Source organism: Flavobacterium saliperosum (genome assembly GCF_900100625.1).
Taxonomy (GTDB): Bacteria; Bacteroidota; Bacteroidia; order Flavobacteriales; family Flavobacteriaceae; genus Flavobacterium; species Flavobacterium saliperosum.
Genome location: NZ_FMTY01000001.1, coordinates 635,411 through 651,148 on the forward strand (window position 1 = coordinate 635,411; position 15,738 = coordinate 651,148).

11 protein-coding genes and 1 tRNA gene are annotated in these 15,738 nt (G+C 40.2%); 5 read left to right on the forward strand and 7 right to left on the reverse strand.

Annotated elements, in window-relative coordinates:
* The first annotated feature begins 21 nt into the window (after positions 1–21).
* From BLQ05_RS03030 to BLQ05_RS03050, 5 genes are all read left to right on the forward strand, one after another.
* Positions 22–522, forward strand: coding sequence for a hypothetical protein (locus tag BLQ05_RS03030; RefSeq protein ID WP_023575655.1), 501 nt, complete (start codon positions 22–24; stop codon positions 520–522).
* 129 nt (positions 523–651) lie between these two features.
* Positions 652–1,323, forward strand: coding sequence for a TetR/AcrR family transcriptional regulator (locus tag BLQ05_RS03035; RefSeq protein WP_023575656.1), 672 nt, complete (start codon positions 652–654; stop codon positions 1,321–1,323).
* Positions 1,320–2,972 (forward strand): peptidase domain-containing ABC transporter, encoded by a 1,653-nt coding sequence (locus BLQ05_RS03040; RefSeq protein WP_035653978.1) that lies wholly within the window; start codon positions 1,320–1,322, stop codon positions 2,970–2,972. The genes BLQ05_RS03035 and BLQ05_RS03040 overlap by 4 nt, the downstream gene beginning before the upstream one ends.
* Positions 2,973–2,975: 3 nt before the next feature.
* Positions 2,976–4,322, forward strand: a complete 1,347-nt coding sequence (locus BLQ05_RS03045; protein ID WP_023575658.1) for an HlyD family secretion protein — start codon at positions 2,976–2,978, stop codon at positions 4,320–4,322.
* Positions 4,322–5,710: a TolC family protein gene (locus BLQ05_RS03050; protein WP_035653980.1), complete on the forward strand. Its 1,389-nt coding sequence runs from the start codon at positions 4,322–4,324 to the stop codon at positions 5,708–5,710. The genes BLQ05_RS03045 and BLQ05_RS03050 overlap by 1 nt, the downstream gene beginning before the upstream one ends.
* Positions 5,711–5,839: 129 nt before the next feature.
* Here the strand turns inward: BLQ05_RS03050 and BLQ05_RS03055 are convergent.
* The 7 genes from BLQ05_RS03055 to BLQ05_RS03085 all read right to left on the reverse strand — a co-directional run bounded on the left by BLQ05_RS03055 (position 5,840) and on the right by BLQ05_RS03085 (position 15,738).
* Positions 5,840–5,913 (reverse strand) — tRNA-Ala (locus tag BLQ05_RS03055).
* Positions 5,914–5,918: 5 nt separating this feature from the next.
* Positions 5,919–7,208, reverse strand: a complete 1,290-nt coding sequence (gene flxY, locus BLQ05_RS03060) for a flexirubin biosynthesis putative acyl-CoA ligase FlxY (protein ID WP_035653982.1) — start codon at positions 7,206–7,208, stop codon at positions 5,919–5,921.
* Entirely contained in the window at positions 7,205–8,869 is a 1,665-nt protein-coding gene (locus BLQ05_RS03065) for a C45 family autoproteolytic acyltransferase/hydrolase (protein WP_023575661.1), read from the reverse strand. The genes flxY and BLQ05_RS03065 overlap by 4 nt, the downstream gene beginning before the upstream one ends.
* Positions 8,870–8,871: 2 nt before the next feature.
* Positions 8,872–10,392 (reverse strand): phytoene desaturase family protein, encoded by a 1,521-nt coding sequence (locus BLQ05_RS13695; RefSeq protein WP_023575662.1) that lies wholly within the window; start codon positions 10,390–10,392, stop codon positions 8,872–8,874.
* A gap of 3 nt (positions 10,393–10,395) precedes the next feature.
* Positions 10,396–14,067 carry an MMPL family transporter gene (locus BLQ05_RS03075; RefSeq protein WP_023575663.1) on the reverse strand — a complete coding sequence of 1,224 codons (3,672 nt, stop codon included), beginning with the start codon at positions 14,065–14,067 and terminating at the stop codon, positions 10,396–10,398.
* Positions 14,068–15,246, reverse strand: a complete 1,179-nt coding sequence (locus BLQ05_RS03080; RefSeq protein ID WP_023575664.1) for a DUF2062 domain-containing protein — start codon at positions 15,244–15,246, stop codon at positions 14,068–14,070.
* 6 nt (positions 15,247–15,252) lie between these two features.
* Positions 15,253–15,738, reverse strand: a complete 486-nt coding sequence (locus BLQ05_RS03085) for a hypothetical protein (protein ID WP_023575665.1) — start codon at positions 15,736–15,738, stop codon at positions 15,253–15,255.

Sequence of the window (15,738 nt, forward strand, 5' to 3'; positions counted from 1 at the left end):
CAATCAATAATTTACCGAAGTATGAAAAAATTCATCCTGCTATGTTTGAGCATAGCGTTCACGTGGGGTCTTTCCGCACAGGAAACCACCGTTAAGAAAACCACCCGAAAAGTTAAAGCGAAAACCGAAAAAGTGGCCGATAAAACGGAAGCGGCCTTAGAAAAAGGGGCTAAAAAAACGAAAACAAAAACGAAGGAAGTAGCGGAAAAAGCGGAAAAAACAGCTAAAAAGGTAGAAGCCAAAACGGCAAAGGTAGCCAAAGAAACCGGAGCCAAAATAGACAAAACCGCTAAAAAAGTTAAAACCAAAGCCGGAGCGTTAACCGAAAAAAATGACGCTAAAGTTAAAACCACCCCAAAAAAAGCGGCAAAAAAGACAAAAGAAACCCCAAGTAATGAAAAAGCACCTAAAGTAGCGGATCGGGTTACCGGGGAGTACAACGGGAAAAAAGTATATACCGGCCCGAGAGGCGGACGCTATTACATCAATTCCAACGGAAACAAAACCTATATTCAGGAGTAACTTAGTGGTTTCAAAAAATAAAAGAGGCTATCTTAAAAGTGATTTTAAGATACTTTTTTTCTAAACAAAAGTTAAACTTTTACATATTGATAGTATTACTATTATATTTGCATTATTAAATATCAAAATATGCAAAACTTACTATCGAATTTAAAAATAACCATCAACGAAAAATTATACGTAAAGGACCCGGAAACTTCGGAGTTGGGACGGAATATTTTAAAAAACAGCATTCTGTTGATGGATGAAATTGGATTTGAAGCCTTTACTTTTAAAAAGTTGGGCGAAAAAATACAATCCAATGAGAGTTCCATTTACCGCTATTTTGAAAACAAGCACAAACTTTTGGTGTACCTGACATCTTGGTATTGGTCGTGGATGGAATATCGAATGGTCTTTGTAACAACAAACATTGCAAATCCGGTTGAAAAATTGGAAAAAGCAATTAAACTGGTAACCGAAAATGTGGCAGACGACCATGCGACTCCGCACATTAATGAAGAAATCCTGAACCGAATCATCGTGGAAGAGTTCACCAAAACCCTGATGACCAAAGAAGTGGACAACGAAAACAAAGAAGGCTTCTTTTTGGTTTATAAAAGAGTAATCAATCGTATTATAGAAATCATAAAAGAAGTCAATCCCGAGTATCCGTTTGCTAAAAGTCTGGCTTCAAGTATTGTTGAAGGCGCCTTACACCAACATTTCTTAAAAAATCATTTAAAAACGATCACCAATCTATCAGAGAAAGATTGCGCAACCGATTTCTACACCGATATGGCAAAAAAAATATTACTATGACACCTTTAAGAAGATTTAAAAACCTCATTATAATTGACAAACAGGATATTTACCAAATTTTTCTGTACTCGATTATTGCAGGATTAATCAGTTTATCGCTTCCGCTTGGAATCCAGTCGATCATAAACTTTATTCAGGCGGGAAAGGTAAGCACCTCATGGATTGTTTTAGTCTTAGTGGTGGTGATTGGAGTGGCCTTGGTTGGTTTGTTAAAAATCATGCAATTCAGAATTACCGAAAATCTACAACAAAAGATATTCGTGCGTTCCTCCTTTGAATTTGCCTACCGCTTTCCTAAAATAAAGTTCAGCGAGCTACACAACCAATATCCTCCGGAATTAGCCAATCGTTTTTTCGACACCCTAACCGTTCAGAAAGGATTTTCAAAATTACTATTGGATATTTCGGGCGCAGCTTTACAGATTTTTTTCGGAATCGTATTGCTTTCCCTATACCATTCGTTTTTTATCTTCTTCGGCATCATTCTGCTTTTGTTGTTGTACCTGATTTTCAGAATCAACTTTAATTTAGGCTTACAAACCAGTTTAAAAGAATCGAAGTACAAATATAAAATTGCGCACTGGTTGCAGGAAATTGCTCGAAATCACTTAAGTTTCAAAAGCAATGCGATCTTTAATTTTTCCCTACATAAAAATGACAAACTGGTTAGCGAATACTTAAAACAAAGAGAGAATCATTTTCAGGTTTTACTGAAACAATTCATCCAATTAACTGGTTTTAAGATTATTATTACAGCCGGATTATTGATTATTGGCGGATTATTGGTGATTAACCAACAAATGAATATCGGGCAATTTGTCGCTGCAGAAATTATCATTTTAAGCATCATTACCGCCGTTGAAAAATTATTCTCAGGATTGGAATTGTTTTATGACGTATTGACTTCCTTAGAAAAATTAGGCTCTGTAGTGGATATGGAATTGGAAGAAGACATTCAGAATTCCAACTATTTGGTCGATAAAAACAAAATTACGATTGAAACCGAAAACGTGGCGTTTCAGTATCCGAAATCGGATAAGGAAATCCTGAAAAACCTGAACATTTCCATTCAACCCAAACAGCACACGTTAATTTTAGGCGAAAACGGATCTGGTAAAACCACCCTTTTGCGTTTGTTGGCCCGACTGATTGAACCAACATCGGGAAGTATTTTCATCAACAACACCAATTATAAAAAATATTCTTCCGATGAATACCGTTCCAAAATAGGTATTATCACAGCCCATGAAATGCCCTTTGAAGGCACCATTTTAGAAAACATCACGTGTAATAATCCGGAAATAAAAATGGATACGGTTTTTGAGTTAATCGAAAAATTAAAACTTACCGAAGCCATTAAGGCACTTCCAAAAGGATTAGACACGCAGATATCTTCGGAAGGAAAACAAATCAATTCGTCTACGATTCAAAAAATCGTATTGGCGCGTTGTATAATTAACCAACCGAAACTGTTGTTTTTAGAAAACCCGTTGGACAAATCCGACGAAGAAAGCTGCAAAGAAATTATTGATTTCCTTAACGAGGAAAAACATCCCTGGACATTGATTGTAATCAGTAAAAACAAGCATTGGAAACAAATTTGCAAACAAACGATTCTTTTGGAAAAAGGAGAAATTAAAGCTATTTAAATCATGCTCAACATCACAAAAAACAGAATTGACCAATTTATAAAAATTGACGATTTCAAATCGACTGCCATTTTTAAAGAGCAAAAGTACTACAAGGTAATCCGTAAAATTATCTGGTCTTTTGTTGTGCTTATTGTGCTGTTTCTTTTTCTTCCGTGGACGCAAAACATTAAAGGAACCGGAAATGTGACCACCTTAAAACCGAATCAACGACCACAAACCATACAAACGGTTATTGCAGGGCGCATTGAAAAATGGTACATCAATGAAGGGGATTTCGTAAAAAAAGGCGACACGATTTTATTCATTTCGGAAATTAAAGAAGACTATCTGGATCCTAATTTGGTTGAAAACACCGGAAATCAGGTAAAAGCCAAAGAAAATGCGGTGCTCTCTTATGTGGATAAAGTAAATGCATTGGAAAATCAAATGAGCGCGATTCAGAACGAGAAAAACCTAAAATTAAAGCAAGCCCAAAACAAATTAAAACAAGCGCATCTGAAAGTACAAAGTGACAGTGTCGATTTTGAAGCCACGAAAACACAACTGAAAATTGCGAAAACACAATTCAACCGTTCGGTGAATTTAAACAAAGAAGGTTTGAAACCCATGACCGATGTGGAAGAAAAAAGAATGAAATTGCAGGAAACGGAAGCTAAAATCATCACTCAGGAAAACAAATACATTGCCAGTAAAAATGAGGTTTTAAACGCTACAATGGAACTGAACCGAATCAGTGCCGAATATGCTGAAAAGAACGCTAAGGCCAGCAGTGACAAGCAAACCGCTTTGAGTTCCCAATTTGATACCGAAGCTCAAGTGAACAAACTGAAAAACCAGTATAAAAATTACCAAATCAGAAATGGCATGTATTACATCACCGCACCTCAGGATGGGTATGTGAATCGTGCGCTGCAATCCGGCATTGGCGAAACCATTAAAGAAGGCACACCGGTTGTTAGCATCATGCCGGCCAATTTTGAAATTGCCGTTGAAACCTACATAGAACCCGTTGATTTTCCCTTGATTAACAAAGGGGAGAAAGTCCGCGTTTGGTTTGACGGATGGCCAACGGTAGTCTTTAGCGGATGGCCGGGTGTTTCCTTCGGAACGTTTGGCGGTATCATTGTTGCCAAAGAAAATTTCATCAGTCCGAACGGCAAATACCGAATTTTGATTGCACCCGACCCAAAAGACAAAAAATGGCCGGAGCAATTAAGCATCGGTGCCGGAACCCAAACATTAGCCCTTTTAGGCAATGTGCCGATTTGGTTTGAAATTTGGCGTACCTTAAATGGTTTCCCACCTAACTTTTATCAACCGACAGCAACTGAAAACACTAAAAAGTAATGAAACCGAAACTGTTTTATTTATTTCTTTTCCTTTGCAGTAGTTTAAAATTACTCGGACAAAACAACGCGACCGAATTCAGTTTCAATGAGTTCTTGGGTTATGTGAAAAAATACCATCCATTGGTAAAACAAGCCGATTTAAAACTGAATGAAGCCCAGGCAAATTTAATGCAGGCACGAGGCGCTTTCGATCCGAAAATTGAAGTGGATTTCAATGAAAAACGATTCAAAGACAAGGACTATTATTCGTTGCTCAACAGCAGTTTTAAGATTCCGACCTGGTATGGCATTGAACTAAAAGCGGGATTCGATAATGCGGAAGGCATGTATGTGAATCCGGAAAACACCTTACCCAACAGCGGTCTCACATCCTTAGGGATTTCGGTACCCGTCGGTCAGGGATTGTTCATCAATCAACGCATGGCCGATATCCGAAAAGCCAAAATTGCCCAAAATTTAAACATCGCCGAACGAAATCTACAGGCTGTCGAAGTCATTTATGCCGCTGCTTTGAGTTACATGCATTGGAAAAGAAGTTTTGACGAAGTACTGCTTTATGAAACCTATTTAAAAAATGCCTTAACGCGATACGAAGGGGTGGCAAAATTAATTGAAGAAGGCGACAAACCGGCCATTGATAGTGTGGAAGTAGGAATTGCGGTAAAAACGAGACGGTTAAATCTGGAAGAATCCAAATTAAAACTGACCAAGGCGAAACTGGAATTATCCAATTATTTATGGATGGAAAACAACATTCCGCTTGAGTTAAATGACAATTTGCAACCTGAAACCTTACTTTCCAAAACCGTTAAAGAAACCCTTCAAATAAACGAACTAAGCAGTATTACTTTAGACAATCACCCGAAAATCAAAGCTTTGGATGCTAAAATCGCGCTGTTGAAAGTCGACCGGAAACTGAAAGCCAATTCCCTGTTGCCCAAACTGGATTTGAGTTATAACTATTTATCCGAACCCGGTTATTTCGATAATTATCGTGTTGAAGATTATAAAATCGGACTGAATTTTTCCTTCCCGGTATTTCTAAGAAAAGAAAGAGCCGGTGTTAAACTGGCCGACCTTAAAATTCAGGACTCGGAATTTGGTTTGCAATTCGAACGAAAAAATCTGGAGAATAAAATCAAATCGCAACAACAGGAAATCATTTCCTTAGAAAAACAACGCGATTACAATACCAATTTGGTAAAAGACTACAACACGCTTTTAAATGCGGAAGACCGACTCTTTGCAATGGGAGAAAGTTCTCTGTTTATCATCAACTCCAGGGAAAATGCGCTAATCAGTTCGCAACTCAACGAAATCATTTTAGAAAACAGGTACCTGAATGCCCTGTTGGGATTATACAAAACCATTGCAAATCCGGAATAAACAAAAGGGTTACAGTTTGAACAATTGTGTGTAAAAACTCCTTTTCTGAAAAATAAAAAAGTACCGTGCAACCACCGTACATTTAAAAACAACAAAAACCGCAACTGTTACTGCTGCGGTTTTTTACTGTGGAGAAGATGGGGCTCGAACCCACGACCTCTTGACTGCCAGTCAAGCACTCTAGCCAACTGAGCTACATCCCCAAAATTCAGATTCGCTTGTCTATAAAAGTTACAGGCTTACGACTCATCGGTGCAAATATAATCTTATTTAGGATATCTTGCGCAATAAATTCAACTTTTGGTGTAACTCTTAATTTTGCCCTGAAATGATCCTTGATATGATCGAGTAATTCTTCCGTGGGTTCGTTGGAAGCGATTTTAATCAGAATCTCATCCGTACCCAGGTCATTTGTCGAAATTTCAATCAAATGGCCCTGTACGCCTTCGAAAAAGGTTAGCAGGTCGTGCATCGCCGGCGGGTACAGGGTAGTACCCTTATATTTTATCATGTGTTGCTTTCTGCCTACAACGGGACCGACACGAACGGTAGTTCTGCCGCACAAACAAGGTTCCGAATGCAGCCTGACGATGTCACCCGTTTTGAAACGCAGCAACGGTAAAGCTTCCACACCAAGTGTGGTAATCGTTAATTCGCCGCTTTCCCCAGCTGCTACGGGCTGATTATTGTCATCCAGAATTTCGGTGATGATTAATTCCGGATGATGGTGTCCGCCCTGAAAATGGCCGCATTCGTTAAAAGCGGTACTCATTTCGGTGGAAGCATACGTTGAAAACAACTGTATATCCCATTTATCGGTAATTTTTTTGGCCAAGACCGAGGGTGAAAAATCCTGATTTCGCAAAGCCTCTCCGATGCAGATTACCCCTTTCACGCTCGAAGCGTTATAATTGATGTTGTTATTTTCGGCGTATTCTATCATTTTCAGTAAAAAGGACGGAACGGTAATTAAATATTTCGGATTGTATTTCAAAATCGAATCCCATTGCAGCTCCGGAATCCCGGCGCCCACACGAATCACTCCTGCACCCAATTTACGAAGCCCTAAAAAATACGCCAATCCTGCCATGAATCGGCGATCCATCGTGGTCATCAGCTGTACTACGTCGCCTTGCTGAATTCCGGAACACGCGAACGAAATGGCTTCATTATAGGCCAGACGCTCCAAATCGCCATCGGTTAACCCGAAAGTCACCGGATTGCCTAAGGTTCCCGAAGTGGTGGCATAATCAACAATCTTATGCATCGGAACGCAAAAGAAATCATCGTTATTTTCCTGAAGGTTGGTTTTGGTGGTAACGGGAAGCTGTTGCAGATCTTCCAGTGTTTGTATGGCCGTAATATCAATATTCTCTTTCGCAAAAAGCGCTTTGTAGTATGGTGAGTTTTCACTTAAATATACCAGCGTTTCTTTCAGTTTTGCTTCCTGAAATTTTTTTATTTCCTCTAAAGGAGCCTTTTCTATTGCCGGTATCATTTGCGTTTTCGGTTTATTTTTTCAAGATATGCTTCGATTCGAATCCTATCCGGAACGGTGGTTATTTCTTTGGTTAATGCTTTTTGGAATTCCGCTTCGGCCGCTTTGTACCATCCGTTTTCGTAATAATACTTGCCGGCTTTATAATACACGATCCAAAGATTCGGATTCAGAGCCTGATAAGCTTTCACAAAATCCACATCCAATTTCTCTTTTTTCGTTATCGCTTTATCAATGATTCTGTCCTGAATGCGGTAGTGTTCATAATTCTTAAACACGTCCGTTTCTGAAAAATCATCTTTCGGAATGTTCAGCGCATCTGTGCCTAAAGCTACAAGATGATTTTCTTTCTTACTGAAAATCCTGTTCAGGTCATAGGCCACGAACTCACCTAACTGATAGGGATTGGAAGAAACCCAGGCCATACGGCTTTCCGGTTTGAAAATAACACTGTGATGGGCCAACAGCTGGTTCAGTGACTTTTCGTTCCCGAAACCGATATGCTCCTCGTTCAATCCCTCTTTATTTCGCAGAATTTCAGCAATCTTGACCGGGTTCATCCGATCCTTCTCTGCCAACAATTCGTGCATTCTGTCAAAACGATATTTGGAATGGCTTTCCTGAATATGCAGCTGATTGCGTTCATCCGACTGATAAACTTCGCTTTGAAAATGATTGGAACACACCAGTTGGTTGCTGTTCTGCACGTCAAAGACCCCGAATTTTTCCGGTGAGACTTCAATCAAAACCGCTTTTTTGTCTTTGGCACTGCCTATCATAATGGATTCGGAAACAAAAACAGGTCGCTTTTTCGCTATTGCCACCGCTTCCTCAATAGTGGAAGCATATTGTAAAATTTCCCGCGCTACAATGGCAATCGGGGTTTTAGCAACAAAAGGGATTTCCGATTTTCCGGCATTAATCGTTACCGTCAAACCTTCTTTGTTCATACCCGAAACGGCGCCAATCATCCCTCCCCAGGTAACGGTCATGAACGGATGTCCTTTTTCCGGAGTTATGAAAGCCACTATTTTATCCTGAGCGAATTCATCCCCGGCATAAAAATCGAAATTCCGGCCAATCAGCAATTCCCCGTCATCCGACTTATCACCCCAAACCGCTAAAGAGGAACAACCTACCAACGCCAAATCCTGTAAAGCATGCCCGATATCGTGGGACCCGTGAAGGTAAAGGGTTCGCAAATATCTGGGGGCTACAAAATTAAAATCGTCGGAAGCATATTGCGAAATACCGTAAATTTCGGTTTGGTATTCTTCCGGAACATGAAGATACAGTTTGCGGTTGTACCATTTCAGAAATTGGCGCAGCAACTGCAGTTTGAACTTCGACGGAATAATCTCCTGGATTTTGGAAAAGAAGACACGCTCCTGCTTTTTTACCAGTGGCTCCGAAAGACTGCCCATAAGCAACCCTCTTTGCAACGCGTCGCCCGAAACATACAATTCCCAAAGCTGTTGTTTGTTCTTAATGAGGTAATTCGAGCCCGAAGAAAAAAGGGTGTCGGAATGTTTTACAACAACGGGTTGCTCCTGATTGTATCCTTCCAGTTGTGGCTGGTGTCGAATGGATTTCGAAACCCCACAGGAAATCATGGAAAATAAAATTCCGGTAAGAACCGCTATTTGAATGCTCCGCACCATACTTACTGCTCTAATTCACTGTTTATTTTATTGATAAGATAGTCTTTTCCTAAAATTTCGGAACAGGTAACCACTGCGCCGATAGTCACTCCCAAAACACCGTGCATGTTGATACTCTGACCGGTCAGGTACAGGTTCTCCAATTTTGTTTTTGGTGAAATGAACGTTTTCATCGGATTGTTGGAATCTTTGATGTAACCGTACAGATTTCCGTTGTGTCCGCCGATATAATCACGGTAAGACAAAGGAGTTGATGTGTGCATGGACTGAATACAATCGCGGATTCCCGGAAACTTCTTCTCAATTTCAGACAGAAAGGCTTCCGCTTTTTCGGCTTTGTATTTTTCATACGATGCGCCTCGGTCCCCTTTTTCCGAAACGGTATTGTGCGTGGCTGCCCAGGCTTCAAACTCCTCGAATTTCAAATAGGTGATTGCCGTTAGACTTTCGGCCCAAATCTGGTTCTCGTCGGAAATATTCATCGAGGCCATATAGGCTTCCGGCCAGGACGATTGGGTATATTCATTCGCATTCCATACTCTTGTACTTTCCCTGAAATGATAATAATTATGATTCAAATATTTGAAGGTATTCGGTTTAAAAACCAGGTACAGACTAAAAGCGGAAGGCAATACTTCCAGACTCTGAATCCGACTGAAATACGATTTTCGGAATTTGTCTTCGCCAATCATTTTCAGTGTGGTCTTGGGTTCAATGTTCGAAATGAAAAGATTTCCAAAATACTCTTCTCCGTTTTTCGTTTTAACCGAAACCAGTTTTTCGTCTTCAAATCCGAATCCGACCACTTCTCGTCGCTTGTAAACCTCTCCGCCGTATTTTCTTAGTTCCTTAATCAGCAATTTTGTAATCTGACTGCCTCCGTTGATACAACGCCAGGAGCTCTGGATATAAGAGTTCACGGATAATGCATGGACATAGAACGGTGTTTTGTCGGCAATTCCGGCATACAAAAAATTGGAACCGGCCAGAACCGCTTTTAACTTCTCGTTATCGGTCAATTCGTCAAGATATTCTTTGGCGTTGATGGACAAAATCTCGCTTTGATAGCCTTCCCCCTGTTTGAGGTTGTACAACGGAAACGAATCACAGGTGTAAATCAGCTTTTCGCAATATTTCCGAATCGTGGCTTCTTCTTCCGGGAAATGAACCGCCAACTGTTTGATGAAATTCTCATAACCTTGTGCGTGCGGGTATTCGGTGGCATCATCATCAAAGGAAATGACATCGAAAGCGTCTTCGTTCATTTTTTTCAGCTTTAGCCGATCCATAATGCCGATGTAACTGAAATATTTATACAGGTTTTGTCCTTCAGCCAATCCTCCGATATAGTGTATTCCGGTATCAAAAATGGTTTTATCGCGCACAAACGTCTGCAGGTTGCCGCCGTATTGGTTGTTTTTCTCCAGCACACAAACGCTTTTGCCTTCTTTAGCAAGAAGAATAGCCGATACCAAACCGCCCAAACCGCTACCGATAATTACTATGTCGTATTTTTTATTCACCTTTTATTTCTTTAAAACCACTAAGTCCTTCTCTTCCGTACTCACTTCAAAACCAAGACTTACAAAATGGCTTTTCCACTCAAAATTATTAATTAAAACGATTTGTTTTACAATTCCCGCAATTTCCGGATGCTTTTCAAAATCGAAATGCTGATCCGAAACCAAAAGCGTATCGGTTTTCTGCAAGTCTTCGGAAAGCGAATTCAGGTACGCGATTTTTCGTTTTTTCAGCAGGTAATTCGTGGAAGCTACGGCTCTTTTCTCTTCGTTATCCAACCAACTGTAAATTTTACGTTTCGGTTGTTGTAACGCTAACAAAACATCCAATTGTCCGTAATCATCAGCGAGGTGCAGAATTTTCGCCTCTTCTTTTATAACCGCATTCAGCCTGAAATACAACGCTTTTTTCTGTTCAAAATCGGATTTCACCTGTTTGATAATCTCCTGTTCTTTGTATAAATAACTCAGCAGCAATTTCTTTCTGAAATAATTCTCCCCTTCCAATTCCTTACGCAACGAAGCAAATTCCTCGCGGAAAAACTTGTTTATGCTTTTGGTACGCTCCGAATAATTTGTTCCGAAAGAAGCATCTTCCGCAGCAATGCGTTTCCCGATAACCACCGAAATGTTTTCATCATAAATAATATGATCTCCTTTTGGTAAAGCGTCTGAATTCCCGTGAATGTACACCGGTAAAACATCCAGGTTAAAATGTTCCGCCAGATAAAAAGCCCCTTTGTGAAAACGCTGAATGTTGCCGTCTTCCGAACGCGAACCCTCGGGAAAAACCATTAACGAAAAACCTTGCTCCACTTTATCCCTCAAATGTTCCACGCTGCCTTCCACGCCTTGCGAAACGGGATAAAATCCGGCCAATTTTACCGCTCTACCGAAAACGGGTGAATTATACACCCAATCGTTCACCAGAAAAATGATTTTAGGACTTAACATGCCCACCGCAAGAGTATCCAAAAACGACGTGTGATTGGAAATGATTACGGAAGCTTTCTCAAATTTTTCACCGTTCGTATTGATAATCTGTTTTTTGACAAACGGATTGGTATACAACACCGATTTCATGAATTTCGACATCGTTCGTCGGAACCACATCATTTTCACTTCCCTGTTCAACGGAACAATTTTCATCACCAACTGCCCGGTTAAAGAAAGCAAGAATCCGCCCAGACCGTAATAAATGAATGACAATGTGGAATGAAGCAGCAATCGCAGCGATATGGGTGATTTCCCCTTTTTGACCCTATTGAAAATGCAGATTTTAAACAGAATCGGATAGAAAATAAAGGTAATAAGCAACGCGGCAAAAACCCCGATTAAAGAAACGGAAGAAATCGATTTCAAGGCCGGATGTTCCGCAAAAATCAAAGCTCCGATAGCCAGAATCGTGGTTAACGCGGCTAAGATAATTGACGTTCGGTACGTAGGCATTTCATTCTTGCCCGTGGTATATTCTTTTTGCAGTGCGCTGGTCATGAAAATACTGAAATCGACCCCATGACCGAAAATCAACGTACAGACAATCGTACTGAAAATATTGAGTTGGATATCGAAAATCCCCATGACACCCGCGGTCACAATTCCGGTAATTACAATAGGAATCGTACTGATGATAACCAGCTCCATGCGTCTGAAGAACACAAATAAAACCAGAATTACTGCCACAAACGAATAGTTGATCAGGTCGTTGAAGTCATCACGCAGTTTGCCTAAAAAGGTTTCGTTCATCTGCTGGCGGTCAATGGCAATGACATCGATTTCCGAACCTATTTTATCCACAAAAATATCTCGTTGTGCGTTGGAGACTTTTACCACCGATGAAATCGTATAAAAACCGTCTTTCTCCGAAACAAATTCGTCAAGAAAAAAGGCTTTCACTTTGGCATATTCCTCAAAACCAATCGGCTTGAAGCTTGTTTGAAGCAAATCATAAAACCGTTGATGCGATTGGGGTTTGAAACCGATGGCGCTTCCACTGGAAACCAGACTATTTTGAACAGCGGCTTTCCTTTCCGGTGTCCAGAACGAATTCCACTTGTGGATTTTTTGCTGTTGTGCGGTTTTAGGAAGTACGATACCGCCCAGCGAACTGAAATTCAGGATTTCGTTCTTGTCTTTTTTGGCGGACAATTTTCCGAAAAGCGCATTATTCTGTTCCAAAACCGCTTCCATCGAAGTGCCGTACGAAGCCAGATAAATTGATTTTGACGTCAGATTGGTTGTGCTTTCCAATTTGGCTTCGGCATTTTTAATTTCGGTCGGCACAAAATTCAGTTCCGAAAGGTTGTTATTGAACTTTACTTTTCCGAAGGTAAAAAAGCTGACCACAATCAGGATCACACTGGATATAATCAAAAATTTGTTGCGTTCGAATGAAAAACCGGCCGCTTTATCCAAAACCGTTTTCCGGTTTTCATCACCTGCTTTCGGTTGGTACAAATGCGGAATAATCAATAGGGAAAATAAGGCCGAAACGACCACACTAATCGCCGCAAAAATCCCCAAATCCTTCAAGGCCTCGGAATTGACAAACAGCAGACACAAAAACGCCAGAGCGGTAGTCGTGCTGCTCATAATCAGCGGCATGGTGATGTCTTTGTACAGCGTTTTCAGATCGCTGTTGTTTTTATAATGCGTGAGGATGTGCAGCGAATAATCGATGGTTACCCCAAGAAGTACCGCGCCCACACTCAATGAGATAGCGGAAATGGTTGTTTTAATGAAATACAGACAGGCAATCGCAAACAACACTCCGAAAATGGTTGGAATAAAAATGATGACCGGAATAAGTATTTTCCTGTAGAATACGATTAAGATCAGCATCAGTGTTCCCAAAGACACTAAAATGGTGGTGATGATGTCGTGTTTGATTTGCTTCGCATTGGCTACTGCAATTAAAGACGCACCAAAATAATCAACCTTTGCTTTTCCTTTAAACTGAGCGTTTAAATTTTCTTTTATATGGGTTAGCTTATCAACGAAAATCGTGTTTTTTTCAGTCTCGCTTCCGCTTAATTTCGGGTTGATGAACAGCAATAATTTGGATTCGTCTTTTGTCACCAGAAACCCATTTTTAAGCTGAAATTCATCGCCCACACTCAACTGTTGCAATTTCTTCAACGCAATGAACGAAATGCCCAAAGGATCGTTCAGGATAAAATCTTTGGCTACAATTCCAGTGGGTGAAATCAACGTTCTGTAGTTTTGCTCCACCTGTACGGCAATACTGTCTTTGCTGAGTTTTTGTTCTATTTGAGCATAATCGGCATCCTCTAAAAACAAAGGAAGGTTGTTGTACACAAAGTCAAAAGTCTCCTGAATGTTTTCGTCTTCAACTTTTCCCTGAATGTCTTTGACATAGGCGTTGCAGGAAGCGATACTGTCCAGAAAAACGGTAGCGGTTTCCGACAGATCGTCTACCGTTCCGTTCTTGTCTTTTTCAATAATAACCGTGATTTTATCGGAAAAATTGAGTTGTTGTAGCACTTTTGCAGTAACATCGGCTTTGTCATTTTTAGGAATAATGCGGGTAATGTCTTCCTCGAACTTGATTTTAGAAGCAAAAAAACCAAAGCCCAATAAAAACGCCAAGGCTATTCCAATTGAAAACAGCTTATTTTGCTGGACAAAACGATGAATTCTAATGAAATAGTGGTGCATTTATTCTCTTGATTTTTTCGAAAGCGAAAGTAATAAATAACTTCCAACTCCGAAAAGAATTGCCGCAACAGTTGCTAAAACAAAACTTCCGATGATGTACTGGGTCACATGAACCTTAATATGATCCAGTGATACCGGGGTGTCCAGACTGAATTTTGCGGTATCCTCCACAAAAAAACTTCCTAATTTTAAAGATCCGAAAATGATAAACGGAATCATGGGCGGAATGCTCACATTAGAAAAAGCAAAAGCCAACACCTTATTCCACCGCAAGACCACGGCCAGAAAAATAACAATTGCCGTTTGAAATCCCCAAAAGGGAGCAATTCCAATAAAAACGCCCAGAGCTATGGAAAGTGCTTTTATGGTATTGGAATCGGAACTTTCAAGAATGTCTTCTTTTATAAAATCTTTAATGCTTTTTTTTTTGAAACTTCTGAAAAAGTTTCTTGGCTTGATGTATAAAAGGGTGATTAGCACCAAAATCGTATTGAGAATACTGATTCGGGTAAAATCCTTAAACGGACGGAAATGGGTTACGCGTTCGTTGGGATCGTATAGGATATTGATAGGGACATTCTTCACTTCCACGCCATTCCAGGCGGTGCGAACAATGACTTCGATTTCAAATTCAAATTTTTTGGTAAAAAAACGATTCGGAATCGCATGTAACGGATACAGTCGGTAACCGGATTGCGTATCTTCTAAGGTAATTCCGGTTTCAAACCAAAACCAGAAATTGGAAAACTTGTTTCCGAAACTGCTTTTTTTGGGGATTCCGTCCTGATTCATGTTTCGGTTGCCAATCAACAGGATGTCTTTTTCGGAAGCTTCCAAATGATTCAGAAAAACAGGAATGTCCTCCGGAAAATGTTGTCCGTCGGAATCAATCGTAATGGCGTACTGAAATTCTAGTGCTTTTGCTTTTTTAAACCCTTCGCGCAAGGCATTTCCTTTTCCCTGGTTTTTGGCAATATGCAGCTGGGTTACATTCGGATAGGAGTCCAGAATGTCTTTGGTCGTATCGGTAGAACCGTCATTGACCACGATTACATTTTGGGTATATTTCAAAACCCCGTCGATAACGCGGCGCAGTGTTTTGTGATTATTATAGGTCGGGATAATAACACACAATCTCAGATTGTCAATTCGCTCGCTGATGGATTGATTTGGGTACATAGTGTGTTATTTCAAGATCAGTTGCTTCTCTTTGTCGGTAAAAACTTTGGATTGTTTGACGTAACGCTGGATGATTTCCTTCAAATCGCCCGATTGCTTTTCGTAGGCCGTTACAATTACCTTTTTATCTTCGTCGATATTGGCTTTGTACTTTAGTAACTTCGGAGTGTTTTCCTGAATACTCAGACGGATTAGGCGGATTTCGACATTATTGGGTTCCTTTTTCACGGCATTTTCAACCAACTTCACGCCTTCGATAAAAAAATCCCGTTTTAGTTTTCTGTCCGGCTCAAATTTTGATTTCAATGAAATTCCCGCTCCTTTATAAGCCAATACAGTTTTGTTGTCCCCATTGTATTTTGCAACCAACTGATAAAACTGTTCCGCATTCTGCTTTGTTTTTGAAGCCGAATGGTAGCGTTCCCTAACGTCAGGCAATTCCTGAGCGGCTAAGAAAAGAAAAGAAACTACTATGGAAAACAAGGTTTTCAA

What these genes read in the sequence shown, in the direction of transcription:
- flxY (WP_035653982.1), bottom strand. Translation starts at nt 7,208, where the DNA reads ATGATACCGGCAATAGAAAAGGCTCCTTTAGAGGAAATAAAAAAATTT.
- BLQ05_RS03075 (WP_023575663.1), bottom strand. Translation starts at nt 14,067, where the DNA reads ATGCACCACTATTTCATTAGAATTCATCGTTTTGTCCAGCAAAATAAG.
- BLQ05_RS03080 (WP_023575664.1), bottom strand. Translation starts at nt 15,246, where the DNA reads ATGTACCCAAATCAATCCATCAGCGAGCGAATTGACAATCTGAGATTG.
- BLQ05_RS03030 (WP_023575655.1), top strand. Translation starts at nt 22, where the DNA reads ATGAAAAAATTCATCCTGCTATGTTTGAGCATAGCGTTCACGTGGGGT.
- BLQ05_RS03035 (WP_023575656.1), top strand. Translation starts at nt 652, where the DNA reads ATGCAAAACTTACTATCGAATTTAAAAATAACCATCAACGAAAAATTA.
- BLQ05_RS03065 (WP_023575661.1), bottom strand. Translation starts at nt 8,869, where the DNA reads ATGGTGCGGAGCATTCAAATAGCGGTTCTTACCGGAATTTTATTTTCC.
- BLQ05_RS03045 (WP_023575658.1), top strand. Translation starts at nt 2,976, where the DNA reads ATGCTCAACATCACAAAAAACAGAATTGACCAATTTATAAAAATTGAC.
- BLQ05_RS03050 (WP_035653980.1), top strand. Translation starts at nt 4,322, where the DNA reads ATGAAACCGAAACTGTTTTATTTATTTCTTTTCCTTTGCAGTAGTTTA.
- BLQ05_RS03040 (WP_035653978.1), top strand. Translation starts at nt 1,320, where the DNA reads ATGACACCTTTAAGAAGATTTAAAAACCTCATTATAATTGACAAACAG.